The organism is Achromobacter sp. MUI-25009338 (assembly GCF_057359325.1).
This window is the reverse complement of record NZ_CM170627.1, coordinates 778,498-805,223: the sequence shown is the minus strand read 5'-3', so window position 1 is coordinate 805,223 and position 26,726 is coordinate 778,498. Positions and strand designations below refer to the sequence as shown.

The window sequence follows — 26,726 nt, the reverse complement described above, 5'->3', positions numbered from 1 at the left end:
GCTAGGGGATGGAATGGCCGTCATTTTATCCCGAGCGGACGGCCCCCGCCCGAGGCGGGGGAACGGCGCCGTCCCCCTCAGTTGCCGAAGAAGGTCCGGTACACCAGTTCGATGCCGTTGACCGAGCCGCCTTTCAGGTCCAGCGACAGGCCGCGCGCCAGGCGGTAGCTGGCCCGCCCGACGGTGTCGCTGCCGGCCAGCGCCTGCTCGACGCTGAGCGTGATGCCGTTGGCGAAGGACTTGCTGGCCACCAGGAATTGCGTGGCCAGCTGGCTGTCGCTGTCGCGGTTGACTTCGCCGGCCACGGTGCGGTCGGGCAGCAGGCTGCCCGAACTGCCGATGTTGCCGGTGCGGATGCTGACGTCGTCCAGCCCGAACTGCTTGTAGAACGGCTGCCCGCCGCCCAGCAGCGCCGTGCCCACCGACATCAGCAGCGCGGCGTCGCCGCCGCTTTCGTCGGGGCCGCGGCCCAGCAGCAGCCAGGACAGCTTCTCGACGTCGCTGACGTCCGGATAGGACACCAGGTCGATGCGCGGGCGCTGGGCGGTGCCCACCACCTTCACGCCGGCCTCGACCTGCTCGCCGGTGCGCAGGGCCTCGATATCCAGCAGCGGATTGTCCAGCCGCCCCTGGAACGTGAGCGTGCCGCGGCTCAGGCGCAGCTTCTGGCCATAGGCCTCGATGCCGCCGCCGCGCGTGCGCAGCTGGCCCCAGCCGGTCAGCCGGCCCTCGTTGAGCCGGATCTGGATGGCGCCCAGCAGGCCGGCGTCCAGCCCCATGCCGGTGATGTAGAAGCGCGGCCCCATGTCGAACTTGAGGTCCATGCTGGTCTGCAGCGGGGTGGACACCGTGTTGGGGTCGTCGCCGGCGCGGCGCACCTTGACGTCATCGTCCAGCGACGGCACGCCCTGCAGGATCTCCAGGCTGAACCAGCCGGCGTCGGCCTTCAGGTCGCCCACGATCTCCAGGCGCGGCATGGCCGCCTTCAGGTCGATGGTGCCCGACACCATGGCGTAGCGGTCCGAGCGCTGCAGCGCCGGGAACCGGTACAGGGTCAGGCGCACGTTGCCGCCGCCGTCGATGAAGTTCCATTGCCCCTTGGCCTCGGCGTAGCCATCCTTGGCGCCGGGGTTGGTGGTGATCCATTCCTTGGTCCGCCATTCCGCCGGCATGACCCGCAGCGAGGCCGGAAAGCGCAGGCTGTCGAGCACCAGCGTGTCGCCGTTCACGCGCGCGGCCAGCGTGCCGTCGATCAGGCGCACGCCGTCGTCGATCCGCACCACCCGCAGCTTGTCGCCGCGGATATTGCCGCTGGCGCTCCATTTGCCGGCCAGCGTGCCCTGCGCCTCCAGGTTGGCCTTGAGCGTGCCGCCGACTTCCATCGTGTCGCCCACGAACAGGCCGAGCCAGCCCAGGTCGGCGATGTCGGCGTCGAGCTTGGCGCGCAGCGGCTGGCGCGCGTCCAGCGCCATGCCGCCCTTGGCGTCGACCAGCAGCACCGCGCTGCCGGTGCCGCTGACTACGCCCATCTTCTCCGTGACCACGTTGAGCTTGGCGTCCAGCCGGCTGGCGTTGGCCGAGATGGGCGTGGCGTTCAGGTCCAGCACCAGCGTGCGCAGGCCCAGCGGCGTGGGCGGATCGCCCGGGATCAGCAGGTCGCCTTCGCGGCGCGACAGCCGCGCGGCGCCGGCCAGCCGGCCGTCGAACTTCAGGTCCCACAACGCGTCCAGCGCGATGCGGCGCTGGCCCTCGGGAATCATGGCGTTCACGCGCCCCGGGCGCTTGCCCAGCCGCGCCGCGGCCTCGGGATCGAGCGCGGCGGCCACCTGGCGCGCCATGGCGGCGGTGATGACCAGATTGTCGGCCTGCCCGGCCGTCTCCCAGCGCTTGCCGCCGCCGCGCGAGCCCTTGTGCGCCAGCGTCAGGCGTTCCTTGCCCGGCAGGGTCAGGCTGAGCGCGGTCTGGCCGACCCGCCATTGCCACTGCGGCGCGACGGCCGCCGGCAGATAGGCGACGGCGACCGGCCGGTCCACCGTCACCGTGAAGCCGGCGGTATCGGCGCTCAGGCGCGAAAACTCGCCGCGCCAGCCGGTCAGGGCGGCGTCGGCCTCGCCCTGGCGCCCCAGCCCCCAGCCGCCCGTGAACGTGACGCTGGCCTGGGCCTTGGACGCGCCCAGCTGCTTGGGGCGCGGCTTGGCGGGCGTGTAGCTGGCGGTGAGATCGCCGCGGTGCGCGGCCGCCGTTCCGCTCAGCTTGCCTTTGAGCTCCGCGCCGCCGGGCACGTCCGGCCAGAAAGCATCGAGCTGCGGCGCCTGGACGTCCAGCGCCAGCGCGCTGTCGGCCGCGCCCAGCTCGCCGCTGGCGCGCACGCGGTTGCGCCCCAGCTTCAGGTCCACGTCCAGGCCGTGGATGCGCAGGCCGGCCAGAGGATCGGCCGCGGCGCCGGAGGCCTCGGCGGGCGCGCCCGAGCCGGTCACGTCCACCTGGGCCTTGAGCGCGCCGGCCAGGGCCTGGCGGTTCCAGCGGCTGCCTTCCTCGAAGCGCAGGTCCACGCCGGCGTGGCGCAGCTGGCTCAGATTTTCGATCTCGGCCTGCACGTCGGCGCGCAGGCTCAGCAGCGCCGGGGGAATGGCCTCGCCCAGCCACGGCGTCAGGTCCAGGCGCTGGGCGCTGAGCGAGCCGGTCAGGCGGTCGCGCCCCTGCCCCGGCTGCAGGTCGAACTGCGCGGCCAGCGCGGACTTGTCCGGCAGCGCCATGTTGGCACGGGCGCTGCGCAGCACCAGGGCCGTGCGCGGCGCCAGGTCGGCGACCACGTCCAGCACCAGGCCGGAGCCCGAACCGTCGAGCTTGGCCTGGATGCCGTCCAGCGAACCGGCGGCATCCGCGCGCAGCAAGACCTGACAGGACGGCGCGCCCTCGCCCAGCGCCGGCGGCGGCGCCCCCGGGGCCTGGGTCGCGGCGCGGATCGCGGCCTGTTCCCGGGCCTGCCTGGCGGACACGGGGGGCTTTTTGGGTTGATACCGGTCGCGCAGCCTTTCCGGCTCGCACAGCGGAGAATCGGGGCCGGCGCCGTGCGCCGTGACGTCCAGCCGCGCGGTGAACGGCCAGGGATCGGCCAGCGCCTGGAGATCGGCCTGCCCGCTCAGGTCGGCCGTGCCAACCTCGTGGCCGACCCGCAGGCTCGCGATGCGCAGCTGCGCGCCGCCGGTGCGCCCAGCGGCGAACGTGGCTTCCAGGCCGCCCAGCGTCACCGGCAGCGGCTCGCCGTCCTGCCGCAGTTCGAACGCGCCCAGCGCCACCCGGTCGACGGCGATGTCCACCGGCAGTTCGGGCAGCGTGAACGGCGCGTCGTCGCCGGCCTCCGCGGGCGTTTCGGGCGTGGAGGTCAGCGCCACCTGCACCGATTCGGCCGCGATCTCGCGCACATGCAGCCGCCGGTCGCCCAGCGCGCGCCAATGCACGTTCAGGCTCAGGCCATCGATGCCGATGTGCGTGCCGTCGAAATCCAGCTCCAGCCGGCCCACCGTCAGGCCCCGCAGCAGCGAACCGTTCACGTCCAGCGCCTGGCCGTTCAATTGCTGCGCGGCCGTGGTCAGCAGCAGCCGCGTGCCGTTCTGCGAGCCGGCCAGCCAGAATACGAAGCCGCCGGCCAGCACGGCCAGCATCGCCAGGCCCGGCAGCCACCACACCAGCACATGCCGCAGAAACTTGCGCAAGCGCTTCAAAACGCAATCCCCAGGGAAAAATGCAGGCGCAGGTCGCGCTCGCGCTGGCCGTAGGCGACGTCCAGGAACAAGGGGCCGGCCGGCGTGCGCACGCGCGCGCCGACCCCGTAGCCCAGCGCCAGCGACATGTCGCCGAAGGATTCGGCGGCGTCGCCCGCGTCCACGAACACGCCCATGCCCCAGCGCTCATTGAAGTAGTGGTCGTACTCGATGCTGCCGACCAGCAGCGTGGGCGCGCCCACGATCGCGTCGTCGCGCTTCACGCCGATGCTCTGGTACTTGTAGCCGCGGATCGAGCGCGCGCCGCCGGTGCGAAAACCGAAGTCGTCGAGCACCTGCACGTCGCTCTTGGCCCACAGGCGGCCGACCTCGCCGCGCACCGTGAGCACGTCGCGCTTGCCTATCGGCCACCACTTCTGCGCCCGCAGCCGCAGGCGGGTGTAGGGCTCGCCGGTGTCGAGCGTGACGCCGACGCCGCCGCCCACCGCGATCAGGTTGCCTTCGCGCGGATCGTATTTGTTGTCCACGTCGCGGCGCAGCCACTCGGCCGTGCCGGTCAGCGTGGGCAGCGTGTATTCGTCGCCGCCGTCGATCTTGACGCGGTCGTGCGCCAGCAGCATGCCCCAGCGGGTTTCGTATTCGACCCGGCTGTCGCCGGCGCCCTTGCGCAGCTGCGTGCGCGTCGCGCCCAGCGCGTAGCGCGTCACGTCCAGGCCCTCGATGTCGGAGTGGTCGGCCAGCAGGCCGATGGAGTCCTTGTAGCCGCGCTCGGTGGGCGGCATGAAGATGTCCAGGTAGGCGCGCTGGCGCAGGCGGTCCACGCCGAAGCCGGTCTCCATGGTGACCGGCTGGCCGAACACCACGTTCTGGCGGTACAGGCTCTCCAGCCTGGCGCCGGCCGTATCGTCCACGCCCACCGAGACCGACAGCCGCTTGGGCGGCGCCTCGACCACGCGCACCTGCACCGGCAGGGTCACGTCGCCGTCGGAATCGTATTTGGCGGGCGGCGGCGGCACGGCGCCGGACACGGTCGGGTCGCCCGCCGGCGCCGAGGTCGCGGCGTCGGCCGCCCCCGGCGCGCGGGCCCGGTCCGAGACGGGATCGGTGGGCTGGGCGCTCTCGTCGCCGGGCTGCTGCAGCGACACGAAGGCGCCGCGAAAAAACGCGGTGGACTGCAGGTCCTGCTGCCATTGGTCGAGCCGGTCCTGGTCGTAGGCCGAGCCTTCCGAGTAACGCACGTAGCGGTCGATCAGTTTTTCCGGCACGCGCTTCAAGCCCAGGACGGTGAGTTCGCCCATGCGCACCTGCGGCCCGCTGTCTATCGTGACCCGCAGCGCCGCCGTGGCCTCGTCGGCCTGGATCTCGGCCTCGGAGGCGGTCATGCGCGCCAGCAGGAAATCGCGCGTGGACACCGAATCCAGCAGCGTGGCCTTGGCCTTGTTCCAGTCGCTGTTGATGAACGGCTGGCCGACCTTCAGCTGCCAGTCGTCGCGCAGCTTGCGCACGCGGTCGGCGTACTCCGGACGCGTGATGCGGCCGGTGAATTTCAGGTCCACCGAACCGACGGTCGTGCGCTTGCCCGAGACGATGCCGATGTCCCAGGTTTCGCCGCCGATGTCGGTGCCCGCTTCCAGCGTCACCGTGGGCGAGAAATAGCCCTGGGTGGCCAGCGCCGCCAGCGTCGCGTCGCGCGCGCGCCGGCGCAGCCGGTTGATTTCACCGCCGTCCTGGTCTTCGGCCAGGCGCGCGATGGCGTCGACCGCCTCGGTGATGGCCTGCAGCGCGGCCGGCGGCACGCCGCCCGGGTCCACGATGATCTCCGGGCGCTTGGCCAGCGCCTCGCCCGCCATCACACAACATCCTGCCAAGAAGGCGCGCGCTGCCCACCGCATGCTTCAGGTCGGTTGCTGCACGACGATGGACGGGAACTTGCCGGCCATATCGCGGGGAAGCGCGGCCACGCCGGCCGCCAGCTTCCTGGCGATGGCGCGGTACAGCCCCGCGGCTTCGCTGCCTGCGTCGGACACCACGGTGGGCGTGCCGGCGTCGGTCTGCTCGCGGATCGCCAGGGTCAGCGGCAGGCTGCCCAGCCACGGCGTCTCGAACTGCTCGGCCATGCGCTGGCCGCCGCCCGCGCCGAAGATGTGCTCGGCGTGCCCGCACTGCGAGCAGATGTGGATGGCCATGTTCTCGACCACGCCCAGGATGGGCACGTCGACCTTCTGGAACATGCGCAGGCCCTTGCGCGCGTCGGCCAGCGCCACGTCCTGCGGCGTGGTGACGATGACGGCGCCCACCACCGGCACCTTCTGCGCCAGCGTCAGGGCCACGTCGCCCGTGCCCGGCGGCATGTCCACGATCAGGTAGTCCAGATCGCGCCAGTTGGTCTGGCGCAACAGTTGTTCGAGCGCCTGCGTCACCATCGGGCCGCGCCAGATGGCGGGCGAATCGGCGTCGATCAGGAAGCCGATGGAGTTGGCCTGCACGCCGTGGCCGACCAGCGGCTCCATGGTCTTGTTGTCGCGGCTCTCGGGGCGTCCCGAGACGCCCAGCATGGTCGGCACGCTGGGGCCGTAGATATCGGCGTCCAGCAGCCCGACCTTGGCGCCTTCGGCGGCCAGGGCCAGCGCCAGGTTCACCGCCGTGGTGCTCTTGCCCACGCCGCCCTTGCCTGAGGCCACCGCAATAATGTTGCGTACGTTGGGCAGGGGCTTGAGCGTCTTCTGCACCGCGTGCGCCGCGACCTTCCAGGTCACCGAGACCTGGGCGTCGGGCGCGCCGGCGCCGGCCAGCGCGGCTTGCGCAATGCCGCGCACCTGTTCGAGGGTGGCGGCGTCGGCGGGATAGCCCAGTTCCAGCGCCACGGCGACCCGCCCGCCGTCCAGTTGAATGTCACGATCTTTTACAGAAACGCCCAGATCCAGACCGGTATTCGGGTCTTGCGCGGCGCGCAGCGCGGCGCGGATGTGTTCTATCGTTATACTCATATCACTGTGGTTCCGTAGACAGCACGGCTTGTGCGGGCCGCCATCCCCTAAAGGATAGCGGATACCCGGGAACCTTTCGCTGCGTTTTCCGTCCGAACTTCATGACCAACACACTTATCCGCTTCTTTCGTGCCGTACTGTTCGCCGCCCTGGCCTTGATCGGCATGGCGATGGCGCTGGTCTTCATGCTTTCCACGGCGATCGCCGTGGCGATCCTGTACGTGGTCGCCAAGGTGCGTGGCAAGCCGTTCGGCGTGCGCGCCTACTGGAGCCAGCGCCAGGGCGCCCGCCCCGGCCCGTTCCAGTCGGCCGCCGCCCCGTTCGCCACGCAGCCGCGCGGCGACGTGATCGACGTCGAAGCCCGCGAGATCCGCTGACGGCGCGGTTCCCGATGCCCGCGGCGCAAACCGCGCGCGGGCATGTTGTGTTTTCGTAACGCTGCGCCCGTAGCGCCGGCCTTACCCCTCCCCCGACACCCGATGTCCGCCCGGACCGCCTTGCGCGGCGGGCGGATCGCGTCATTGGGCCGCCCGTCCGGGGCAAGTCTGCGCCGTTGCCCTAAAATGGCCGGCCAACCCCTTTTCCCCCTCAACCTCTATCGACAACCATGTCTCGCACCCTTTTCGTCACCACTGCGCTGCCCTACGCCAACGGATCTTTCCACATCGGCCACATCATGGAGTACATCCAGGCCGATATCTGGGTTCGTTCGATGCGAATGGCGGGCCACACGGTGCACTTCGTGGGTGCGGATGACGCGCACGGCGCGCCCATCATGCTGAAGGCGGAAAAGGAAGGCATCACGCCGCAGGCGCTGGTGGCCCGCTACGCCGCCGAACGCCCCCAGTACCTGAACGGCTTTCACATCCGTTTCGACCACTGGCATTCCACCGACTCGGCCGAGAACGTCGCGCTCTCGCACGACATCTACCGCGCGCTCAAGGCCCAGGACCTGATCGAGACCCGCTCCATCGAGCAGTTCTACGATCCGGTCAAGGGCATGTTCCTGGCCGACCGCTACATCAAGGGCGAATGCCCCAAGTGCCACGCCAAGGACCAGTACGGCGACTCCTGCGAGGTCTGCGGCGCGGTCTATGCGCCCACCGACCTGATCGCGCCGTACTCGGCGCTGACCGGCGCCACGCCGGTGCTGAAGTCTTCCGACCACTTCTTCTTCAAGCTGTCCGATCCGCGCTGCGTCGAATTCCTGCAGGAATGGACCACCGGCTCGAACGCCGCCGGCGGTAAGCACCTGCAGCCCGAAATGCTGGCCAAGACGCGCGAATGGCTGGGTGCCGACGACGGCGAGGCCAAGCTGGGCGACTGGGACATCTCGCGCGACGCGCCGTACTTCGGCATCGAGATCCCGGACGCGCCGGGCAAGTACTTCTACGTCTGGCTGGACGCGCCGGTGGGCTACCTGGCCTCGCTGAAGTCGTACTGCGCGCTCAAGGGCCTGGACTTCGACGCCCTGCTCGATCCGGCGGGCAACACCGAGCAGGTCCACTTCATCGGCAAGGACATCGTCTACTTCCACGCGCTGTTCTGGCCCGCGATGCTCAAGTTCGCCGGCCGCAAGACGCCGGACGCGGTCAACGTGCACGGCTTCATCACCGTCAGCGGCGAAAAAATGTCCAAGAGCCGCGGCACCGGCATCTCGCCGCTGCGCTACCTCGAACTCGGCATGAACGCCGAGTGGATGCGCTACTACATCGCCGCCAAGCTCAACGCGCGCGTCGAAGACGTGGACTTCAACCCCGACGACTTCATCGCGCGCGTCAACAGCGACCTGGTCGGCAAGTACGTCAACATCGCCAGCCGCGCCGCCAGCTTCGTCACCAAGCACTTCGACGGCGTGCTGGCCTACAGCGGCGACACCGTGGCGCTGGCCGCGGAGTACGCCGAGCAGGCGGAATCCATCCGCGCCGCGTTCGAGGCCCGCGAATACAACCGCGCGATCCGCGAGATCATGGCCTACGCCGACCGCATCAACCAGGCGTTCGACACCGCGCAGCCCTGGGTGCTGGCCAAGGGCATCGCCACCGCCGACGACGAACGCAAGGCCGCGCTGCAGGACATCTGCTCGCGCTCGCTGGCGGGCTTCAAGGCCCTGTCGGTGATGCTGGCGCCGGTGCTGCCGGCCCTGGCCGAGCGCGTGGCGCTGGAGCTGTTCGGCGCGCAGGCCCCGTTCACCTGGGCCGACGCCTCGGTGCTGCCGCAGCGCGTGGCGCCGTTCAAGCACCTGATGCAGCGCGTCGAGCCGCAGATGCTGGAAGACCTGTTCGAGCCGCCCGCCGCCCCCGCCGTGGTGCCTGGCGGCGAGCCCATCGCCGAGACCATCTCCATTGACGATTTCGCCCGCGTCGACCTGCGCATCGCGCAGATCGTCAACTGCGAGCACGTGGAAGGCTCGACCAAGCTGCTGCGCCTGACGCTGGACGTGGGCGAAGGCCGCCACCGCAACGTGTTCTCCGGCATCAAGTCGGCCTACCAGCCCGAGGACCTGATCGGCAAGCTGACCGTCATGGTGGCCAACCTGGCCCCACGCAAGATGAAATTCGGCGTCTCGGAAGGCATGGTGCTGGCCGCCAGCCACGCCGACGAGTCGGTCGACGCCGGCATCTACGTGCTGGAACCGTTCCCCGGCGCCAAGCCGGGCATGCGGGTGCGCTAAGCCGAGGGCGCGAGCGCCGGGTCCAGGGCGATGCGTTCGTCGAAGACGAAGCAATTGCCCTGGTAGCCCGGGCCGCCGGTTTCCTCGAAATACTTCAGAATGCCGCCGTCGAGCTGATAGACGTTCTCGATGCCGGCCTCGGCCATGTAGATGGCCGCTTTTTCGCAGCGGATGCCGCCGGTGCAGAAGCTGACCACGGTCTTGCCTTCGAGCTCGGCGCGATGCGCCTGCACGGCGGCGGGAAACTGCGTGAACCGCTCGATGCGCCAGTCGATGGCGTTTTTGAACGTGCCTTCATCCACCTCGAAGGCATTGCGGGTGTCGAGCATGACCACCGGCCGCCCCGCATCGTCCACCCCCTGCTCCAGCCAGCGCGCCAGCGTATGCGCGTCCACGCCGGGCGCGCGCCCCGCCTCGGGGCGGATGGCCGGATGGTTCATGCGGATGATCTCGCGCTTGATCTTCACCAGCATCTTGCGAAACGGCACCGAGGCGCTGCGGCTGAACTTCACTTCCAGGTCGGCGAAGCTTGCGTCGGCCCGCAAGAGGCGCAGGAATCCGTCGATGCCGTCGGCCGAGCCGGCCAGAAACAGGTTGATGCCCTCTTCGGCCAGCAGGATCGTGCCCTTGAGCTGCGCCTGGACGGCGGCGTCCAGCAGGCGCTGGCGCAGCTCGGGCAGGCGGTCGAGGGTGACGAACTTGTAGGCGGCGATATTGACGACGGAAGTCATGGAAAAGCGGGCAAAGGCGGTCGGCGAAACCCGTAATAGTAATCGCTGGCCGCCGGCCCGCTTCAGCGCGGCACGATCTCCTGCTCGACCACGGCGTCCAGCACCCAGCGCACCGACGACGCATCGGCCGGCGGATTCGGGTCGCGCACCTCGACCACGCGCAGGCGGTAGCGGATGCCCGGCTGGAAGCGAAAGCCGGTGATGTCGCCATACCAGAGTTGCCAGGGCTGCGCGGCGCTGTCGCGCACCTGGTAGCACATGGCGCGGCCCGCGCCGGCGCTGCATGGCACGCGCTGCGAGTTCACGTAGACCAGCTTGGTCGGCCCCTGCTGGCCGCCGGCGATGGGATCGGTGCGGCGGCCGAAGTCCAGCGTGTCGCCCGAGCTCAGCACCCAGGTCATGCGCTGCGGATTGTTGACGTTGTCCAGCGAGCTGGCGGTGATGCGCGTCATGCCCGCCAGGAAATCCTGCTCCAGCTTCATGCTGTCGGGCGCGCAGGCCATCTCGGTGGCCACGGGCCGGTCGCGCACGATCAGCAGGCCGTTGGCGACCGTGTAGGAAGCGCTGTACTGGTTGCAGCCGGCGTAGCCCGCCATGCGCGGCGCGCCGCGCTCATGGAAGAAGCTGACCGTCAGCGGCCGCGAACGCGTGGACGCATGCGGCACCGGGCGCAGCGCGCCGCCCGGACGGGTCCAGCGCGCCAGCTCCCAGCCGGTCTGCGCCAGCATGTCGGAAGCCGCGGCCGGTTGGAAGCGCGGGTCCTGCCCGCCGACGGCGCGCTCGGGCGTCGACGAGCAGGCCGCGAGGCCCGCCAGCAGCAGGCAGGGCGCCAGCCGGCGCAGGGAAACGGAATACGGCATGCGGTTCTCTTACGGCGTGGGCGGGTCCTGGCGCCGCGCGAACTCCAGCACGTCGCCGCCGCGCAGGTTGAAGGTCAGGTGGCGCGGCGCGCCGCCGCTGTCCAGGGTGAAGGTGTCGATGGCGCCCAGGCCGCGCAGGTAATCGGCCTCCAGGCGCGCGCGCTCGGGCGTGAGGCAGGCCATGCGGGTGCTGGCGGGCGCGTCGATGTAGAGCTTGCCGCCCTGCAGCTTGTACGTGCCCATGTAGCGGTTGCAGCCCGAAAAGCCGTTGACGCGGTACTGCTTGCCCTGCGCCAGGAAGGTCAGGCGCACGGGTTCGCCATTGTCGCCGTGCGGGATGTCGCGCAGCGCGCCGCCCCGCTCGGTCCAGCGCACCAGTTCCCAGCTGGTCTGCGCCAGCGAATCGGCGCTGCTGGCGGCGTTGGCCGCGGCCGCGCCCTGCGGCCGCGCGCCGCCGGTGTTGCCGGCGCAGCCCGCCAATGCCGCAACCAGGCCCAGATACAGCAGCCGGCTACGCGTAGACATCAAGATAGACATGAACTGGGCTCCCAGAAATTGACTACCCCTAACTGTAACCGCCCGCCGCCCCATCCGCCCAACAGCCGAAGCCGAATGCACCATCGCCCGTCTTGCGGCCATCGCTCCGATGGCGCGGCCGGATGCATCGTATGCCGCATGGCGGGGCGGGTGGCGCGCGCGCAGAATCCGTAAAGGGTCTCCCTCCGGCGGGGCCTGGCAGCTCCAGGCTGTGCGGAACGGGCCGCAGGGCCAGACAACATTCCAGGGGACACGGCGATGGGCTTCTTGAGAACCTTGTTGGCATTATCCGTGGTGCTGGACCACCTGGGCGGCGGCAAGGCCGACCATCTGGTCGGCGGCCGGCTGGCGGTGCAGCTGTTCTACGTGATCTCGGGCTTTCTGATCTCCTACGTGCTGACGGCCACCGACCACTACCAGGGCGCCGTCGGCAAGTTCTACGCCAATCGCTTCCTGCGGCTGTTTCCGATCTACCTGGGCGTGGCCGCCATGACGCTGGCGGCCCATGCGCTGAGCGGCGGCGAGTTTTTCCAGTTCTATGAAGCCCTGCCTTCGAGCGCGGAACTGTTCCTGGTGCTTTCCAATATTTTCATCCTGGGCCAGGACTGGCTGATGTTCTTCGGCATCAAGGACTCGGCGCTGGCCTTCACCGGCAGCTTCGCCAACAGCGAGGTGCCGCTGTACCAGGGGCTGCTGGTGCCGCAGGCCTGGACCCTGGGCGTGGAAATGAGCTTCTACCTGGTCGCGCCCTTCATACTGGCGTCGCCGCGCCGCCTGCTGACGCTGCTGGCGGCCTCGCTGGCGCTGCGCGGCGTGCTGATCGCCACGGGCATCGGCCTGGGCGACCCCTGGACCTACCGCTTCTTTCCCACCGAACTGGCGCTGTTTCTCATCGGCTCGCTGTCGCACCAGGTGCTGCTGCCGCGCTACAAGGCCTGGACCATGAAGGCCGCGCGCCTGCCCGAGCTGGGCACGGCGGTACTGTTCGCGTACTGTCTGCTGCACTTTTCCATCGGCGTCAATCCGACCGTGCGCGACGGCCTGGCGGTGCTGCTGTTCGCCGCGCTGCTGCCGGCGGCGTTCCTGTTCCAGTCGCGCTACCGGCTGGACCGGGCGATCGGCGAACTGAGCTATCCGGTCTACATCTGCCATGCGCTGGTGATCATGATCCTGGACTGGCTGTTCGACGAGATCGACGTGCACCAGCCCATGCTGTTCGCGATCGTGGTCATCACCAGCTGCATCGCGTTCTCGGCGCTGCTCAACGCGCTGATCGCCGATCCGGTCGAACGCCTGCGCAACCGCCTGCGGACCAATGCCGGCGAGCCCGACGCGCCGGCGCCGGCCGCGGACGCGCGGCGGCGCCCCGCGGCTGCCCGGCCGTTGGGTTCTATTCGCCGCGCGCCTTGATGTAGGCCGCCAGCACCAGCTCGATCTGGCGCTTTTCCTGCGGGCTCAGGCGGTTGTAGGAAGCGTATGACACGGTCTCGAAGGGCCAGGCGGCGGGCGCCGCCTCGCCCGGCTCCGGACTCAGCATCGGCCCCTCTCCGGCGCTCAGCCACATGGGATTGACGCGCAGCGCGCGGGTCAGCTTGATGAGCGCGTCGCTCGACGGCTGCAGGCGATGCCCGCTTTCATAGTTGCCGATGGCGCTTTGCGACAGCTTGCTGGCGGCCGCCAAGTCCTTTTGTGTCCACCCCTGGAGCATTCTCGCGTTGCGCAGACGATGGCTAAACGTGTCCAATCGATCGACCTGGGCCATTATTAATATGAATTTATATTTTCGATTAAAGCACCCGGATACCGGCAGCAAATAACCGGATTGCGCACCAATTCCGGGGCTAATCCGCAAATCGCGGCGGCGCGCCGATGGCCCGCGGCCAGGCTCCGCTCCCGGCGTCGGCGGGCCTCCCCGTCCGGCAAAAAAACCATACCCATCATCGACTTAGTTCGAGACGGACGCGCCGGCGCAGGACCATGCCGGCATGCGTCGGCGCGCCAGTTTAGGCCGGCGATGTATCAAAAATAGAAAATAATGTATCGGCAATACTTAATATGCCGGCGGCCGGATTTTCAAAACAAACAGTATTTCAAGCGTTTCCGGCCAGGCGCGGATCGACGTCAGGTTACTCCCGGAAACCATAGAAACTTATCTTCACAAAAAAACACGCTCGTGTTCAAATGAAACACGGACGTGGCGGAGCCGCGCGCCCCTTCAAACAACAACGCCGGACGGCGGCGTCCTGGAAGCATTGATGAACAACACGCTGGATGTCATTTTTCTCGGCCATAACGACGCCAGACATGCCAGACTCGCCGAGGCCCTGAGCCACCTGGGTTTCAGCGTCTGCCGCTGCCACGACCTGGCAGAGGTCTACAGGCGGTACTTCGACCGCTCCAGCCCCCTCATCGTGCTGGAAGCGCCGCTGCCCGACATCCAGAACGCCGCCGTGCGGCTGCGCGCGGCCGACAGCGGCCTGGGCATCGTCGCCATTTCCGCATTTCCCGATGCCGAAAGCCGCATCCGCACCCTGCTGTGCGGCGCCGACGCCTGCCTGCCGGCCGACGTCAGCGGGCTGGAACTGGCCGCGGCGCTGCAGGCGCTGGTGCGCCGCTACAGCGCCCACGAAAACGCCGGCGCCGCGCCCGCCGCGCAGCCGCCCGAGCCCGGCCAGGAAACCTGGCGCCTGGCCAACAAGGGCTGGACCCTGATCAGCCCGGCCGGGCAGCTGCTGGGCCTGACCACCGGCGAGCGCGACTTTCTCTCGCGGCTGGTGCACGCGCCCGACCGCAAGGTCAGCCGCGACGCCTTCCTGGCCGACGAACCGGACGAGGCCGGCGCCGGCATGGCGCGGCGCCGTTTCGTGGACGTGATGATCAGCCGGCTGCGGCGCAAGGCGGCCGCCCGGCAAATGGTGCTGCCGATTCGCACCGTGCACGGCTGGGGCTATATGTTCGCGGCGAACATCCGGTTCGATTCGGATTCGGGAGACAACGCCGGGGAAGCGGGCCGGCCGGAGACGGCGGCGGGAGACTGGCGCGACGCGACGGAAAACGCCTGCGTATAGGGCCGGGGCGAAAAAAACGCGGCGCGGCCCCGAAGAGCCAAGACGCCGCGCTAAAACAACACGTGAACCTGGAGTCATCAGCCGGCACTGATGTCTACTACCCGGCACACGCGATTCCAACATTCGTGCCTCAAACACACCTCATGCACGGCCTGGGCCGTGGACTCTTGCGGGGTCTCTAGTCCCTGCGCGAGCCGCGTTGCGGCCGCCACGAGATGCAAGCGAGTTTAGGACCTTGCGCCCGTTTCCAGTAATTCTTTGTTGATAGCGTTCAATACTTATTTGATATAGCGCCGGCATGGACGGCCAGACGCCGGCGGCCGCCCTAAAATGCCGACTAAGGATTCCTCCATGCCCATCATGCCCTCCTCTCTCAAGCACCGCGTCCGCAAGGTGCTGGCGCTGTTTCCCCCCAACTGGTGCCTGGCCATCCTGGTGGCGCTGGACGGCTACGCCTTCATGCATCCGGTGCTGCGCGAAGTGCGCGCCCGCGACTACTCGTTCTGGCTGGCCCTGGACAACTGGCAGGACATGATGAAGGTCGTCGGCCTGCTGGAAATCCCGCGCCTGGTGCTGGGGGTGGGGCTGCAGGTCATCGCGCTGGGGCTGATCCTCAAGGCCCGCATCGCCTGGGCGTTTTCGCTGGTGCTGCTGGTCGGCACCGGCACCTTCGCCATACTGGGCGATCACGGCCGCGCCGCGCTGGGCGTCTACACGCTGGTGCTGGTCATCGCGCTGATCGTCTACTGGCGGCGCTTCGACCGCGCCAGCGTCACGGCCGGCTCGCTGTTCGCGGCGGTCAGCATGCTGTCGCTGCTGATCTACGCGGTCTTCGGCGCGCTCTACCTGGGCCAGGAATTCAATCCGCCGATCGAGGACACCGGAACGGCCTTCTATTTCTCCATCGTGTCCATGTCCACGGTGGGCTATGGCGACATCACGCCGCACACCGGCACCGCGCGGCTGTTCACCGCGTCGATTATCATCCTGGGCATCACCATTTTCGCCACCTCCATCAGCGCGATCGCCGGGCCGGTGATCGGCGGCAATCTGAAACGGCTGGTCAAAGGCAGGTTTTCCACCGCCATGCGCAAGAACCACATCATCATCGCGGGCGCGACGCCCCTGGCGCTCAGCGTCTACGACGGCCTGCGCCGCCGCGGCGACGAAGTCACCGTCATCGTGCCCACCGGCGTCGCGCAGGAATACCCGGCCGCCACCGACCTGATCGAAGGCGATCCCTCCAGCGTGGAAGTACTGCGCAGCGCGGGCGTGGCGCGGGCGCGCTACGTGCTGGCGCTGCGCGACGACGACGCGGAGAACGCGTTCATCGTGCTGGCCGCGAAAGAAGCCACCGGCGACTCGGGCGCCAAGACGGTGGCGCTGGTCAACACCAGCAAGCACCTGGAGAAGATCCGCCGCGTGCAGCCCGACCTGGTGTTCTCGGTGCAGCTGCTGGGCGCGGAACTGCTGACGCGCGCCATCAGCGGCGAGCCGCTGGACAGCCAGGCCATCACCGACCTGTTCTTCGCCAAGGCCGCGCCCGGCGCCAAGCCGGCCTGAGGCCCGGCAGGGTCACGCCTGCTGGCCGGCGTACCAGCGCGCGAACTCCGTCGCCGACATGGGACGCGCCAGAAAATACCCCTGCAGGAACGTGACCCCGCGCGCCTTCAGGTAATCGAACTGCAGCTGGGTCTCCACGCCTTCGGCCACGACCGCCAGCCCCAGCCGGTGGGCCAGCGCGATGATCGCGTCCAGGATCGGCGCCTCTTCGCCGGCCGGCCCGATGGCCTGCACGAAGCCCTTGTCGATCTTCAGGTAATCGACCGGAAATCGCTGCAGGTACGAAAACGAACAGTGCCCCGTGCCGAAATCGTCGATGGCGACCAGCACGCCCTCGGCGCGCAAGGCGTCGATGTTGCGCCGCGCCTGGCCGTTGTCGTCCGCGATCAGGCTGCGCTCCGTGATCTCCAGCACGACCTGCGGACGGCCCGCCGCGATGCTGGCGACGAAGGCCCGGATGTCGGACAGCAGCTGGTCGCTGGACACGTGCTCGGCCGCGAGGTTCACGCCGACGTGAAAGCCCGGCGGCATGCTCCAGGCGCCCACGTCGCGCTCGACCAGCGTCAGCAGATGCCGGGTCAGTTCGACGATCATGCCCTCGGCCTCGGCCGCCGCGATGAAAATGTCCGGACGCACCGGTCCGACCCCGGGGCAGTCCCAGCGCATCAACGCCTCCACGCCTTCGCAGCGGCCGCTGGCCTGGCCGTACACCGGCTGGTAGTACACGTGGAACTCGCCGGCCCGCATGGCGCGGCGCAGCTGCTCCCTGAACGAGCGCCGGCTGGCCTGCAGCCGGTAGGCGCCCAGCCCGAGCAGCACGCTGGCCAGCAGCGCCACCGGCAGGTAGGTCAGCATGCATTGCGTCCATGCCCGCGCCAGCGCGTCGGGCGGCACCCTGACGCTGATGCCGATCGACGCGCCGCTGGGCGCGCTGACGGTTTCGCGGTACAGCGGCATGGCCGAACTCGCCACGCGCGCCCAGGAATCGCTGCTTATCGGATCGCCGCTGCCGATGACGAGCTTGAGTTGCAGGTCGTCGGCGCTGGCCACGGCATTGAGCAGGTCCTGCAGATAGCGCCCGTCCACCTCGACGATGCCGCCATAGCCGTCCGGCCGGACCTTGCTGAACAGGACCGCGGAACGCTCGGGCGCCAGCGGCGTGCCGGCGACCGTATGCGGCCTGCCTTCGGACGACTCCAGCACGGGCCATCGGCTGAAATCGTCGACCGAGGCGTCGACCTCGCCCAGCGCCGACGAACAGTAAACCAGGCCGTCGCGCACCAGCGCCAGCGAACGGAAATACGGATTGAGCGTGCCCCAGCGCTGCAGCTCGGCCAGCCGTTCGGGACACGGCCCGGTCGCCAGCTCCGCCACGCGGTCCAGCATCTCGCGCGACTGGGCCAGAATGCGCTCGACCTGCACGCGCACGATGCGCGCCGCGGTCGCCGCGTCCTGGCGTTGCGTGCTGTTCGCGTACAGCCAGGTCCATCCGACGCAGACCAGGAGGGGGACCACCAGGGCCAGCGCCACCGGCAGATAGCGCCAGGACGGTGCGCCGTCAGTCATTCCCGAAGTAGGCATATCGCCCCGCCGCATTAATTGTCACCGGCTGCAACCGGTCCAGTCTGGATAGGACACTATGACGCCCTTGGCGTCAAGAAGCGGGGCCGGATGAACGTGCGAAAAGTGTGCGCCGCCGACGCGCGCAGCAGGCGGCGCAGGCCCGCCTGCTGTGCTGCTTTTTTTGTAACTTGAAAGCGCAGGACATATTTGCATCCAAGCCGGTTTTCCCTATGAAGACTGCGGAAAATCCGCTCATCCCATCAAACTGATACGCTTTTTTTAATAGATATTGAATCTGTACTGATTTTGCTGCGGGATCTACTGTTCTGGCGTAGGAAACACCCGTCAGGAACACCGCCATGGACAGCGACGCGCTATTGCTAGCCCGAATACAGTTCGGCTTCACCATCTCGTTTCACATCATCTTCCCCGCCATCACCATCGGGCTGGCCAGCTACCTCGCGGTGCTGGAAGGGCTGTGGCTGCGCACGCGCAACACGGTCTACCGCGACCTCTACCACTTCTGGACCAAGATCTTCGCCGTCAACTTCGGCATGGGCGTGGTCTCCGGCCTGGTGATGGCCTACCAGTTCGGCACCAACTGGAGCTTTTTCTCCGACTTCGCCGGCAGCGTGACCGGCCCGCTGCTGGCCTACGAGGTGCTGACCGCCTTCTTCCTGGAGGCCGGCTTCCTGGGCGTGATGCTGTTCGGGTGGTCGCGCGTGGGACCGGGGCTGCATTTCTTCTCGACCGTCATGGTGGCGCTGGGCACGCTGGTCTCGGCCACCTGGATTCTGGCCTCCAACAGCTGGATGCAGACGCCCGCCGGCTACGAAATCCTGGATGGGCGCGTGGTGCCCACGGACTGGCTGGCGGTGATTTTCAACCCCTCGTTTCCCTACCGCCTGGCGCACATGGGCATCGCGGCTTTCCTGGCCACCGCGCTCATGGTGGGCGCCTCCGGCGCCTGGCACCTGCTGCGCGGCGACCGCAGCCCGGCCGTGAAGAAGATGTACGCGATGGCGATGGGCATGCTGCTGCTGGTGGCGCCGCTGCAGGCCGTGGTGGGCGACCTGCACGGACTGAACACGCTGGAACACCAGCCGGCCAAGATCGCCGCGATCGAGGGCCATTGGGAGAACGAGCCGGGCGCCGGCGTGCCGCTAACGCTGTTCGGCATTCCCGACATGGCGCGCGAGGAAACCCGCTATGCGCTGAATGTCCCGCGCCTGGGCAGCCTGATCCTCACGCATAGCTGGGACGGCCAGTTCCCCGGCCTGAAGTCGTATCCGCCCGAGGACCGGCCCAACGCCACGGCCGTGTTCTGGTCGTTCCGCGTCATGGCGGGGCTGGGCATGCTGATGATCGCGCTGGCCGGCTGGGCGCTGTGGTCGCGCTGGCGCGGCCGGCTCTACGAATCGCGCGGGCTGCAGCGCTTCGCGCTGTGGATGGGACCGTCCGGGCTGATCGCCATCCTGGCCGGCTGGTACGTGACCGAGATCGGCCGCCAGCCCTGGGTGGTGTACGGCGTGATGCGCACCGCCGACGCGGCCACGCCGCACGGGCTGGGCGAGCTGACGCTGACCCTGGCGCTGTTCGTGGCGGTGTACCTGCTGGTGTTCGGCGCCGGCGTCTCGTACATGCTCCGGCTGATCCGCATGGGCCCCGGCCCCGCCCCCGGCCACGCGCCGCTGTCCGGCGGCCCGGGCGAGCCGCGCCAGCCGTCGCGGCCGCTGTCGGCCGCCTCCACCCTGGCGGGCGTCGAGCCCGCGCAACACTCGCATTCGGGAGTCTGAGACCATGGGCATCGACCTTGCACTGGTATGGGCCGTCATCATCCTGTTCGGCGTGATGATGTACGTGATCATGGATGGCTTCGATCTGGGCATCGGCATCCTGTTTCCGCTGATCTCCGACCGCGACGAACGCGACGTGATGGTCAACACCGTGGCGCCCGTGTGGGACGGCAACGAAACCTGGCTGGTGCTGGGCGGCGCCGGCCTGCTGGCGGCGTTCCCGCTGGCCTACTCCGTGATCCTGCACGCGCTGCACCTGCCGCTGGTGTTCATGCTGCTGGGCCTCATCTTCCGCGGCGTGGCGTTCGAGTTCCGCTTCAAGGCCGACGAACACCACCGCCCGCTGTGGGACCGCGCCTTCGTCGCCGGCTCGGTCTGCGCCACCTTCTTCCAGGGCGTGACGCTGGGCGCCTACATCGAAGGCATCCCGGTGACGGACCGCGTCTACAGCGGCGGCCCCTGGGACTGGATCAGCCCGTTTTCGCTGTTCACCGGCGCCGGGCTGGTGGCGGCCTATGCGCTGCTGGGCTGCACCTGGCTCATCATGAAGACCGAGGGCCGCCTGTACCGCCACATGTGCGCCATCGCCCGGCCGCTGACGCTGGCGCTGCTGGCGGTGATCGCCGCGCTCAGCGCCTGGACGCCGCTGGCGCAGCCGCAGATCGCGCAGCGCTGGTTCAGCCTGCCCGGCATGTTCTGGTTCCTGCCCGTGCCGGTGCTGGTCGCGGCCGCCGGCTTCGAGCTGTTGCGCCGCGTGCGCGGCGCGCCCGGCGCCGGCCCCTTCGTGCTGTCGCTGGCCCTGGTGTTCCTGGGCTACAGCGGCCTGGGCATCAGCATCTGGCCCGCCATCATCCCGCCCGACGTGTCCATCTGGACGGCCTCCGCGCCGCCGCAAAGTCAGGGTTTCGCGCTGGTGGGCGCGCTGGCCATCATTCCCGTGATTCTCATGTACACCGCCTGGTCCTACTATGTGTTCCGCGGCAAGGTGCGCACCGGCGAGGAGTTCCACTGATGAACCGTACCCCCGCCACCCTGCCCTCGTGGCGCTGCCGCCTGCTGTGGCTGGCGATAATCTGGACATGCAGCGTCGCGGCGCTGGGCGCGGCCGCCTTTGCGCTGCGCCTGGTCATGAGATCCATCGGCATGTCGACCTGAACCCACGGACCCGCCATGAAACGCTATGAACGGCTGACAGAAGAAATAACCGCCTCGATCCGCTCGGGACTGCTGCAGGCCGGCGACCGCCTGCCCTCGGTGCGGCAGACCAGCGCCAGCCGCGGCGTGAGCCCCTCGACCGTATTCAAGGCCTATTACCTGCTGGAGGCGCGCGGCCTGATCCGCGCGCGCGACCGCTCCGGCTACTACGTGCTGCGCGCGCCGCACGCCGCGCTGCCCGAGCCCGACGGCCTGTCCAGCGCCAGCGCCGGCCGCCATCCGGTGGACGTCAGCGACAACGTGCTGCAGGTGCTCAACGCCACCCTGCGCCGCGACATGCTGCCCTTCGGCTCGGCCTTTCCCAGCCCGTCGCTGCTGCCCTACGGACGGCTGGCGAAGTTCATGGCGGCCTCGGCGCAGCGCCTGGACCCCTGGAGTTCCATCGACGACCTCAGCCCCGGCGACGCCGCGCTGCGCCGCGCCATCGCGCTGCGCTACCTGGCCGACGGCATGTCGGTGCCGGTCGACGACATCATCATCACCAACGGCGCGCTGGACGCGCTGAACCTGAGCCTGGCCGCGGTGACCGAGCCGGGCGACGCCGTCATCGTCGAATCGCCCACCTTCTATGCGGCGCTCCAATCGCTGGAGCGCAACCATTTGCACGCCATCGAGGTCGCCACCCACCCGCGCGAAGGCATAGACCTGCAGGCGCTGGAAGCGGCCATCGTGCAACACCGTCCGCGCGCCTGCTGGCTCATGACCACCTTCCAGAACCCGCTGGGCAGCCTGATGCCGGACGAAAAAAAGGAAGCGCTGGTCGCCCTGCTGACCCGCCACGGCGTGGCGCTGATCGAAGACGACGTCTACGGCGAGCTGTACTTCGGCGAGCAGCGCCCGCGCCCCGCCAAGGCCTATGACCGCGAAGGCATCGTGATGCACTGCTCGTCGTTCTCCAAGACCCTTGCGCCGGGCTACCGCGTGGGCTGGGTGGCCGCGGGCCGCTACACGCGCCGGATCATGCGCAACAAGCTGACCACCAGCCTGGCGACGGCCGCGCCCACCCAGGCCGCCATCGCCGCCTACCTGGAGAAAGGCGGCTTCGACCGGCACCTGCGCCAGTTCCGCCAGGCGCTGGCCCAGCAGCAGGGCGAACTGCTGCAGGCCATCGCCCGCTACTTCCCCAAAGGCACGCGCGCCACGCGGCCGGCGGGCGGCTACTTCGTGTGGGTGGAGCTGCCGGCGGGCATCGACACGCTCAAGGTCCATCGCGCCGCGCTGGGGCACGGCATCAGCATCGCGCCGGGCCCGCTGTTCTCGGCCTCGGGGGCCTTCGGCAACTTCCTGCGCCTGAACGCCGGCCATCCCTGGAACCCGGAGATGGAGCAAGGCATGGCCACGCTCGGCAAGCTGCTGGCTAGTTCGCCGTCGCGCCCGAATCCTTGACCGCCTTGGCCCAGGCCGCGATCTCGGCCTGGATGAAGGCGCCGAACTCGGCCGTGCTCAGGCCGGAAGCCTGCGCGCCTTCTTCCATCAGACGCTGCTTGACGGCCGGGGAAGCCAGCGCGCCGCCCAGCGCCTGGTTCAGCCTGGCCACGACCGCGTCGGGCGTACCCGCGGGCGCGACGATGCCGTGCCACGAGACCGCCTTGAAGCCCGTCAGACCGGCCTCGGCCATGGTGGGCGTATCCGGCATGGCCGGCGAACGCTGCGGCGAGGTCACCGCCAGCGCGCGCAGCGCGCCCGCCTTGACCTGCGGCAGCACGCCGGGAATGGTGGTGAACATGAAGTCGATCTGGCCGCCGATCAGATCCGTGATGGCGGGGCTGCCGCCCTTGTAAGGCACGTGCGTGAACTGCAGGCCGGCCGCGCTCTTGAACATCTCGCCGGCCAGGTGGCCGGGCGTGCCCGCGCCGGCCGAACCCATGTTGATCCGGTCGCCCTGCGAGCGGATGAAGGCGATCAGCTCCTGCACGTTGGACGCCTGCACCTGCTTGCCGATCACCAGCACGTTGGGCACGGTGGCCAGCAGCGTGACGGGGGTGAAGTCCTTCACCGCGTCGTACGAAATGCGCGAGTACAAGGACGGGTTGATGCCGTGCGTGCTGGCGGTGGCCAGCAGCAGCGTATAGCCGTCCGGCGCGGAAGTGGCCACCTGCTTGGCCGCGATGGTGCCGTTGGCCCCACCCTTGTTCTCGACGACGATGGTCTGCCCCAGGGTCTTGGCGGCCTCGGCCGCCACGGTGCGCGCCAGAATGTCCGAAGTGCCGCCGGCGGAATGCGGCACGACCAGCGTGATCGGCTTTTCGGGAAAGGACTGGGCTTGCGCCGCCGGCAGGGCCGGCAGCAGACAGGCGGCCAGCGCGGCGCGCGCCAGCAAGGAAGTGCGGAACATTGAAGTCTCCTGGTTTCGTTATTGTGGAAAGCGGCGCGGCCGCTCAGTCCGAGCCCAGCTGCAGCTTGTTGGGCTGGCGTTTCTCGATGGCCCACTTCAGCAGCGCGGCCGAACGGTAGATGCCGTGGGCGAACTTGCCGTAGGGCAGCGTCAGGAACAGCGCCATCACCACGCCCAGATGGATCGCCAGCAGCAGCGCCATCGCCCCGCCGTCGCGGCCGGCCAGCAGCGCCAGCCCGGTGGCGCTGGTCAGGAACAGCAGCGCGATGAAGCCGCGGTCCATGGGCTTTTGCGCGGCGTCGCCCTGCTGCGGATGGCGCTTGAGGTTCAGCCACAGCAGGCCGGCCGGCCCGATCAGCAGGCCGATGCCGCCGGCCGTGCCCAGCAGCACCGGCGCGCTCCAGAACGGATACGGCGCCGGCTGCCCCAGCAGGTAGTGGTACAGCGTGGCCACGCTGGTGGCCGCGAAGCACAGCATGAAGCCGTAGAAAGTGCAGTGGTGGAAGCGCCGGCGCCACAGCGTGAAGGCGTCGTCCGCGTTGTTGCAGCCCTTGCCGTGGCCGCCGTCCAGGTAGCGCAGGCGCAGCGCGTCATGCGCGGCCTCGGCCACCGCCGCGCCGGACGCCGCCCCCGGGCTGACGTCGCGCCAGAAGCGCGTCACGCCCACGCCCAGCGCCAGCACGGCCAGGCTGAAGACCACGCCGAACATCAGCGCCAGCGTGTTGTGCGGGAACACGGCGTAGAAATCGCCGGCCAGCGGCTCGTGCAGCAGCCCGCCGCCCATCAGCGCCGCCAGGGCCAGGAACAGCGCCAGGCCGGCGGCCGTGGCCAGCGACAGGGCCAGGCCGTTGCGCTTGTACAGCCGGCCCAGCGCCGGCGGCCAGGCATAGTCGGTATAGGTCTGCACCCGCACGCGCGCCATGGCCTGCGGCACGTTCACCGCGAACTCGTGCGGCGGCGCGTACTGGCACGCGTGCAGACAGGCGCCGCAGTTGTGGCACAGATTGGCCAGGTAATTGATGTCTGCCTTGCCGAACTCCAGGCGGCGCGTCATGGCGGGAAACACCGCGCAAAAGCCTTCGCAATAGCGGCAGGCGTTGCAGATCTGCATGACGCGCGCCACTTCGGTTTCGTCGTCCGTCAGCGCGCCGGCCTGCGGCTTGGCGCCGCCATGCCAGTGTATGGTCTGCTCGGTCATGGCCGGCTTCGATCCCGGGAAAGACTGCGCCTCGCGGGCCAGGGCTTCAAGTTGCTTCATGTCGTGCTTTCCGCGTTGTGCCGGGCGCGCGCCGCTGCGGCGGCGGCCCGGGTGCCGGCGATGCGGCCGAAGGCCGTGCCGATGGACATGCCCACCCCGGCCGTATAGCCCTTGCCCAGCACGTTGCCGGCCATCATTTCGCCCGCGACGAAGAGGTTGTCGCTGGGCACGTCGTTGAAACGGACCGCGGCGGTGTCGTCCACCTTCAGGCCCAGATAGGTAAAAGTGATGCCGGGCCGCAGCGCATAGCCGTAGAACGGCGCCGTATCGATGGGCCGCGCCCAGTGCGTCTTGGCCGGCGTCAGGCCTTCGGTATGGCAGTCGTCCAGCGCCGTGTGGTCGAACTTGCCGACGCGGCAGGCCTCGTTGTATTGGCGGATGGTCTGCTCGAAAGCAACCGGGTCCAGGCCCAGCTTGGCCGCCAGCTCCGGCAGCGTATCGGCCTTCACGCCCGGAAACACCGGCGGCATGAAGCGGCCCACGGCCTTGGCGTCGATGATGGAATACGCGATCTGGCCCGGCTGCATGGCCGTCAGCCGGCCCCAGATGGCGTAGCGCTTGGGCCAGAAATCCTCGCCCTCGTCATAGAAGCGGCGCGCCTCGCGGTTGACCACCACGCCCAGCGACACGCAGTCGATGCGGGTGCAGATGCCGCCGTCATACAGCGGCGCGCGCGCGTCGATGGCCACGCAGTGCGACTGCGACGGATCGCCGATGCCGTCGGCGCCGGCGTCCAGCATGAACTTCAGCAGCACGCCCATGTTGAAGCGCGTGCCGCGGATGAGGAAGTTGTCGGCCGGCCATTCGCCGCGCTCGTTCTGGCCCCAGGCCTCGCGCAGCCATTCGCGGTTCGACTCGAAGCCGCCCGCCGCCAGCACGCAGGCGCGCGCCTCGATACGCTCGGCGCCGATGCGCGCGGCCACGAAACGGCCGCCGTCCAGCTCCAGCGCATCCACGGGCGCCTCGTAGCGGATCCGCACGCCCAGCGCCTCGGCGCTGCGGTAATAGGCGTTGACCAGGGCCTTGCCGCCGCCCATGAAAAACGCGTTGGTGCGCGCCACGTGCAGCGCGCCCGACAGCGGCGGCTGGAAATTCACGCCGTGGCGGCGCATCCAGTCCCTGCAGGTCGAGGACTCGCGGATGACCAGCCGCGCCAGGTGTTCGTTGGTCAGCCCGCCCGTCACCTTGAGCAGGTCCTGCCAGTATTCTTCCTCGGGATAGGCGTCGACCAGCACGTCCTGCGGCGCGTCGTGCATGCAGCGCAGGTTGCGCGTGTGCTGCGAATTGCCGCCGCGCCATTCGCGCGGCGCCGCTTCCAGCAGCAGCACGCTGGCGCCGGCCTCGCGCGCCATCAGGGCCGCGCACAGCGCCGCGTTGCCCCCTCCTATCACCAAGACGTCGACCATGCCGTTGTTCCTCTTTCAAGGAACGCACTGTAGCCAGCGCGGCCGCCGGCCGATATCAGCCAGCCGTCAACGGGTCTTCATGAATCGTGAAGGGTCACCACCGGCCATTTGCCCTCGCGCGCCAACGCGCGCGAGACGTCCGCCAGCACCAGCCGCGCGGCCAGCGCCGCGGGCGACAGCTCGTCCTCGGACAGGCTGGCCAGCAGATTCGGGCGGAACAGGTGGGCATCGTCGATGCGCGCCATGTGCAGCTGGCCCGGCGCGATCCGCGCCATGGCCGAACTGGGCTGGATGGTGGCGACGTGGCCCAGCTGCACCACGTCCATGAGCACCGGCAGGCCATCGACCTCCACCGCCACCAGCGGCGCGTGGCCCGACTGCTGGTAGGCGTGGTTGACCAGCGCCCGCAGCCCGTGGCGCCCGCTGGGCAGCACCAGCGGCAGGTGCGCGATGGCCTCGATGCGCGTGGTTTCGCCCGGCGGCAGCCCCGGCATGCCGGGCCGGGCCAGCAGGAACAGCGGCTCGTCCAGCAGCGGCATCACGCTCCAGCGGCGCGCCGACTCGGCCTGGAACACGATGGCCAGGTCCAGCATGCGGCCGTTGAGCATGTCGCTCAGATGGCCGGACAGCGCCTCCACCAGGTGCAGGCGGATATCCGGATAGCGCTGGTTCATGGCCTGCACGAAGGCCGCGCCCAGGATGGCGGCGGTGGTGGACGGCAGGCCCACGCTGACGTGGCCGGCCAGCCGGGCCTGCTGCGCGGCCTGGACGGCGTCGTCGGCATGGCGCAGCGCCAGCTGCGCCTGCCGGAAAAACGCCAGCCCCGCGTCGGTCGGCTCCACCCCGCTGGCGCTGCGCCGCAGCAGCCGCGTGGCCAGCTCGCCCTCCAGCCGGCTGATCTGCTGGCTGAGCGCCGACGTGACCATGCCGATGGACTGGGCCGCGCGGCCGATGCTGCCGGCCTCCACGACCCGTACGAAATAACGCAGCTGGCGCAGTTCCATGAGC

Annotated in this window: 22 protein-coding genes; 9 read left to right on the top strand and 13 right to left on the bottom strand. The window is 69.2% G+C overall.

Features of this window, described 5'->3' with window-relative positions:
- Nucleotides 1-77: 77 nt before the first annotated feature.
- The 3 genes from AC1IQ6_RS03740 to apbC are packed head-to-tail and all read right to left on the bottom strand — an operon-like array spanning nt 78 to nt 6,712.
- Nucleotides 78-3,725 carry a translocation/assembly module TamB domain-containing protein gene (locus tag AC1IQ6_RS03740; protein WP_485865870.1) on the bottom strand — a complete coding sequence of 1,216 codons (3,648 nt, stop codon included), beginning with the start codon at nt 3,723-3,725 and terminating at the stop codon, nt 78-80.
- Nucleotides 3,722-5,617, bottom strand: coding sequence for an autotransporter assembly complex protein TamA (locus AC1IQ6_RS03735; protein WP_485865869.1), 1,896 nt, complete (start codon nt 5,615-5,617; stop codon nt 3,722-3,724). The genes AC1IQ6_RS03740 and AC1IQ6_RS03735 overlap by 4 nt, the downstream gene beginning before the upstream one ends.
- 3 nt (nt 5,618-5,620) lie before the next feature.
- A complete protein-coding gene (gene apbC / locus AC1IQ6_RS03730) occupies nt 5,621-6,712 on the bottom strand; it encodes an iron-sulfur cluster carrier protein ApbC (RefSeq protein WP_102774043.1) in 1,092 nt (363 codons plus the stop codon).
- Nucleotides 6,713-6,813: 101 nt separating this feature from the next.
- Between apbC and AC1IQ6_RS03725 the strand changes: the two genes are divergently transcribed.
- Together AC1IQ6_RS03725 and metG are read left to right on the top strand one after the other, a co-directional pair.
- Nucleotides 6,814-7,089 (top strand): hypothetical protein, encoded by a 276-nt coding sequence (locus AC1IQ6_RS03725; protein WP_102774044.1) that lies wholly within the window; start codon nt 6,814-6,816, stop codon nt 7,087-7,089.
- 230 nt (nt 7,090-7,319) lie between these two features.
- Nucleotides 7,320-9,386: a methionine--tRNA ligase gene (gene metG / locus AC1IQ6_RS03720; protein ID WP_485865868.1), complete on the top strand. Its 2,067-nt coding sequence runs from the start codon at nt 7,320-7,322 to the stop codon at nt 9,384-9,386.
- On the opposite strand, the gene AC1IQ6_RS03715 is transcribed toward metG, so the two are convergent.
- The 3 genes from AC1IQ6_RS03715 to AC1IQ6_RS03705 form a co-directional block, all read right to left on the bottom strand.
- Nucleotides 9,383-10,117 (bottom strand): sulfurtransferase, encoded by a 735-nt coding sequence (locus AC1IQ6_RS03715; RefSeq protein ID WP_209164522.1) that lies wholly within the window; start codon nt 10,115-10,117, stop codon nt 9,383-9,385. The two genes, metG and AC1IQ6_RS03715, sit on opposite strands and share 4 nt — an antisense overlap.
- Nucleotides 10,118-10,179: 62 nt before the next feature.
- Nucleotides 10,180-10,977, bottom strand: coding sequence for an META and DUF4377 domain-containing protein (locus tag AC1IQ6_RS03710; protein ID WP_111825866.1), 798 nt, complete (start codon nt 10,975-10,977; stop codon nt 10,180-10,182).
- A 9-nt stretch (nt 10,978-10,986) separates the two neighbouring features.
- Nucleotides 10,987-11,502, bottom strand: coding sequence for an META domain-containing protein (locus AC1IQ6_RS03705; RefSeq protein ID WP_479731026.1), 516 nt, complete (start codon nt 11,500-11,502; stop codon nt 10,987-10,989).
- Between the two features lie 288 nt (nt 11,503-11,790).
- Here AC1IQ6_RS03705 and AC1IQ6_RS03700 point away from each other — a divergent pair, with 288 nt between their 5' ends.
- A complete protein-coding gene (locus tag AC1IQ6_RS03700; RefSeq protein WP_485865867.1) occupies nt 11,791-12,924 on the top strand; it encodes an acyltransferase family protein in 1,134 nt (377 codons plus the stop codon).
- Here the strand turns inward: AC1IQ6_RS03700 and AC1IQ6_RS03695 are convergent.
- The gene (locus AC1IQ6_RS03695; protein ID WP_246842457.1) at nt 12,905-13,222 is read right to left on the bottom strand and encodes a helix-turn-helix domain-containing protein; all 318 of its coding nucleotides are present in this window, start codon (nt 13,220-13,222) and stop codon (nt 12,905-12,907) included. The genes AC1IQ6_RS03700 and AC1IQ6_RS03695 overlap by 20 nt on opposite strands.
- Before the next feature lie 547 nt (nt 13,223-13,769).
- Between AC1IQ6_RS03695 and AC1IQ6_RS03690 the strand changes: the two genes are divergently transcribed.
- Nucleotides 13,770-14,582, top strand: a complete 813-nt coding sequence (locus AC1IQ6_RS03690; RefSeq protein WP_485865866.1) for a response regulator transcription factor — start codon at nt 13,770-13,772, stop codon at nt 14,580-14,582.
- A 351-nt stretch (nt 14,583-14,933) separates the two neighbouring features.
- Nucleotides 14,934-16,145: a voltage-gated potassium channel protein gene (gene kch / locus AC1IQ6_RS03685; protein WP_102774052.1), complete on the top strand. Its 1,212-nt coding sequence runs from the start codon at nt 14,934-14,936 to the stop codon at nt 16,143-16,145.
- A gap of 12 nt (nt 16,146-16,157) precedes the next feature.
- Here the strand turns inward: kch and AC1IQ6_RS03680 are convergent, their stop codons facing one another.
- Together AC1IQ6_RS03680 and AC1IQ6_RS03675 are read right to left on the bottom strand one after the other, a co-directional pair.
- On the bottom strand, nt 16,158-17,711 hold the full coding sequence (locus tag AC1IQ6_RS03680; RefSeq protein ID WP_485865865.1) for an EAL domain-containing protein: 1,554 nt from the start codon (nt 17,709-17,711) through the stop codon (nt 16,158-16,160).
- 88 nt (nt 17,712-17,799) lie between these two features.
- Nucleotides 17,800-18,069, bottom strand: coding sequence for a hypothetical protein (locus tag AC1IQ6_RS03675; protein ID WP_146196919.1), 270 nt, complete (start codon nt 18,067-18,069; stop codon nt 17,800-17,802).
- On the opposite strand from AC1IQ6_RS03675, the gene AC1IQ6_RS03670 reads away from it, so the two are divergent.
- The 4 genes from AC1IQ6_RS03670 to AC1IQ6_RS03655 are packed head-to-tail and all read left to right on the top strand — an operon-like array spanning nt 18,068 to nt 22,105.
- Complete coding sequence (locus AC1IQ6_RS03670) at nt 18,068-19,504, top strand: cytochrome ubiquinol oxidase subunit I (RefSeq protein WP_102774054.1); 1,437 nt, start codon at nt 18,068-18,070, stop codon at nt 19,502-19,504. The two genes, AC1IQ6_RS03675 and AC1IQ6_RS03670, sit on opposite strands and share 2 nt — an antisense overlap.
- 4 nt (nt 19,505-19,508) lie before the next feature.
- Nucleotides 19,509-20,516 (top strand): cytochrome d ubiquinol oxidase subunit II, encoded by a 1,008-nt coding sequence (gene cydB, locus AC1IQ6_RS03665; protein WP_111825869.1) that lies wholly within the window; start codon nt 19,509-19,511, stop codon nt 20,514-20,516.
- Complete coding sequence (locus AC1IQ6_RS03660; protein ID WP_485865864.1) at nt 20,516-20,659, top strand: DUF2474 family protein; 144 nt, start codon at nt 20,516-20,518, stop codon at nt 20,657-20,659. The genes cydB and AC1IQ6_RS03660 overlap by 1 nt, the downstream gene beginning before the upstream one ends.
- A gap of 15 nt (nt 20,660-20,674) precedes the next feature.
- Nucleotides 20,675-22,105: an aminotransferase-like domain-containing protein gene (locus tag AC1IQ6_RS03655; protein ID WP_479731022.1), complete on the top strand. Its 1,431-nt coding sequence runs from the start codon at nt 20,675-20,677 to the stop codon at nt 22,103-22,105.
- On the opposite strand, the gene AC1IQ6_RS03650 is transcribed toward AC1IQ6_RS03655, so the two are convergent.
- From AC1IQ6_RS03650 to AC1IQ6_RS03635, 4 genes are all read right to left on the bottom strand, one after another.
- Nucleotides 22,077-23,054 carry a Bug family tripartite tricarboxylate transporter substrate binding protein gene (locus tag AC1IQ6_RS03650; RefSeq protein ID WP_479731021.1) on the bottom strand — a complete coding sequence of 326 codons (978 nt, stop codon included), beginning with the start codon at nt 23,052-23,054 and terminating at the stop codon, nt 22,077-22,079. The two genes, AC1IQ6_RS03655 and AC1IQ6_RS03650, sit on opposite strands and share 29 nt — an antisense overlap.
- A gap of 43 nt (nt 23,055-23,097) precedes the next feature.
- Nucleotides 23,098-24,312, bottom strand: a complete 1,215-nt coding sequence (tcuB, locus tag AC1IQ6_RS03645; protein ID WP_111825873.1) for a tricarballylate utilization 4Fe-4S protein TcuB — start codon at nt 24,310-24,312, stop codon at nt 23,098-23,100.
- Entirely contained in the window at nt 24,309-25,718 is a 1,410-nt protein-coding gene (tcuA, locus tag AC1IQ6_RS03640; protein WP_479731020.1) for an FAD-dependent tricarballylate dehydrogenase TcuA, read from the bottom strand. The genes tcuB and tcuA overlap by 4 nt, the downstream gene beginning before the upstream one ends.
- Before the next feature lie 77 nt (nt 25,719-25,795).
- The gene (locus tag AC1IQ6_RS03635) at nt 25,796-26,722 is read right to left on the bottom strand and encodes a LysR family transcriptional regulator (protein WP_102774061.1); all 927 of its coding nucleotides are present in this window, start codon (nt 26,720-26,722) and stop codon (nt 25,796-25,798) included.
- Nucleotides 26,723-26,726 lie beyond the last annotated feature (4 nt).

Excerpts from the sequence above, each read along its gene's own strand:
- AC1IQ6_RS03735 (WP_485865869.1), bottom strand. The coding sequence starts at position 5,617 with ATGCGGTGGGCAGCGCGCGCCTTCTTGGCAGGATGTTGTGTGATGGCG.
- apbC (WP_102774043.1), bottom strand. The coding sequence starts at position 6,712 with ATGAGTATAACGATAGAACACATCCGCGCCGCGCTGCGCGCCGCGCAA.
- AC1IQ6_RS03725 (WP_102774044.1), top strand. The coding sequence starts at position 6,814 with ATGACCAACACACTTATCCGCTTCTTTCGTGCCGTACTGTTCGCCGCC.
- metG (WP_485865868.1), top strand. The coding sequence starts at position 7,320 with ATGTCTCGCACCCTTTTCGTCACCACTGCGCTGCCCTACGCCAACGGA.
- AC1IQ6_RS03715 (WP_209164522.1), bottom strand. The coding sequence starts at position 10,117 with ATGACTTCCGTCGTCAATATCGCCGCCTACAAGTTCGTCACCCTCGAC.
- AC1IQ6_RS03710 (WP_111825866.1), bottom strand. The coding sequence starts at position 10,977 with ATGCCGTATTCCGTTTCCCTGCGCCGGCTGGCGCCCTGCCTGCTGCTG.
- AC1IQ6_RS03705 (WP_479731026.1), bottom strand. The coding sequence starts at position 11,502 with ATGTCTACGCGTAGCCGGCTGCTGTATCTGGGCCTGGTTGCGGCATTG.
- AC1IQ6_RS03695 (WP_246842457.1), bottom strand. The coding sequence starts at position 13,222 with ATGCTCCAGGGGTGGACACAAAAGGACTTGGCGGCCGCCAGCAAGCTG.
- AC1IQ6_RS03690 (WP_485865866.1), top strand. The coding sequence starts at position 13,770 with ATGAACAACACGCTGGATGTCATTTTTCTCGGCCATAACGACGCCAGA.
- kch (WP_102774052.1), top strand. The coding sequence starts at position 14,934 with ATGCCCATCATGCCCTCCTCTCTCAAGCACCGCGTCCGCAAGGTGCTG.
- AC1IQ6_RS03680 (WP_485865865.1), bottom strand. The coding sequence starts at position 17,711 with ATGACTGACGGCGCACCGTCCTGGCGCTATCTGCCGGTGGCGCTGGCC.
- AC1IQ6_RS03670 (WP_102774054.1), top strand. The coding sequence starts at position 18,068 with ATGGACAGCGACGCGCTATTGCTAGCCCGAATACAGTTCGGCTTCACC.
- AC1IQ6_RS03675 (WP_146196919.1), bottom strand. The coding sequence starts at position 18,069 with ATGGCGGTGTTCCTGACGGGTGTTTCCTACGCCAGAACAGTAGATCCC.
- cydB (WP_111825869.1), top strand. The coding sequence starts at position 19,509 with ATGGGCATCGACCTTGCACTGGTATGGGCCGTCATCATCCTGTTCGGC.
- AC1IQ6_RS03660 (WP_485865864.1), top strand. The coding sequence starts at position 20,516 with ATGAACCGTACCCCCGCCACCCTGCCCTCGTGGCGCTGCCGCCTGCTG.
- AC1IQ6_RS03655 (WP_479731022.1), top strand. The coding sequence starts at position 20,675 with ATGAAACGCTATGAACGGCTGACAGAAGAAATAACCGCCTCGATCCGC.
- AC1IQ6_RS03650 (WP_479731021.1), bottom strand. The coding sequence starts at position 23,054 with ATGTTCCGCACTTCCTTGCTGGCGCGCGCCGCGCTGGCCGCCTGTCTG.
- tcuB (WP_111825873.1), bottom strand. The coding sequence starts at position 24,312 with ATGAAGCAACTTGAAGCCCTGGCCCGCGAGGCGCAGTCTTTCCCGGGA.
- tcuA (WP_479731020.1), bottom strand. The coding sequence starts at position 25,718 with ATGGTCGACGTCTTGGTGATAGGAGGGGGCAACGCGGCGCTGTGCGCG.
- AC1IQ6_RS03635 (WP_102774061.1), bottom strand. The coding sequence starts at position 26,722 with ATGGAACTGCGCCAGCTGCGTTATTTCGTACGGGTCGTGGAGGCCGGC.